This is a genomic window from Pelagicoccus sp. SDUM812005, from assembly GCF_031127875.1.
In the GTDB taxonomy this organism is placed as follows: Bacteria; Verrucomicrobiota; Verrucomicrobiia; order Opitutales; family Opitutaceae; genus Pelagicoccus.
In genome coordinates this window covers 1-307 of record NZ_JARXIA010000115.1, presented here as the reverse complement: position 1 = coordinate 307, position 307 = coordinate 1, and the positions used below count along the sequence as shown (strand labels likewise).

At 55.4% G+C, this 307-nt stretch carries 1 tRNA gene; it reads left to right on the top strand.

The features are described from left to right. Positions 1-224: 224 nt before the first annotated feature. Positions 225-302 (top strand) — tRNA-Glu (locus QEH57_RS24895). Positions 303-307: the final 5 nt, after the last annotated feature.

The window sequence follows — 307 nt, the reverse complement described above, 5'->3', positions numbered from 1 at the left end:
CATGGTTTTCATCCATGCGACAGGGGTTCGAATCCCCTACGGGGTACCATTTTCTTAAAACCGTCACTCTTCGCGAGTGGCGGTTTTTTGTTGGGTGGGTTGAGGGAGCGAGAAGGGGCGGGGAGAGGGGCGTGCAGGCAGTTTTTTGGGCTCCGAGAATTTTTTTGGCAAAAGGTGCTTGCATGGAAGGGGCAGAGTCCTAGCTTCCGCGACTCTTGGCTAACGCCCCGTTCGTCTAGCCCGGCCTAGGACACATGGTTTTCATCCATGCGACAGGGGTTCGAATCCCCTACGGGGTACCATTTTC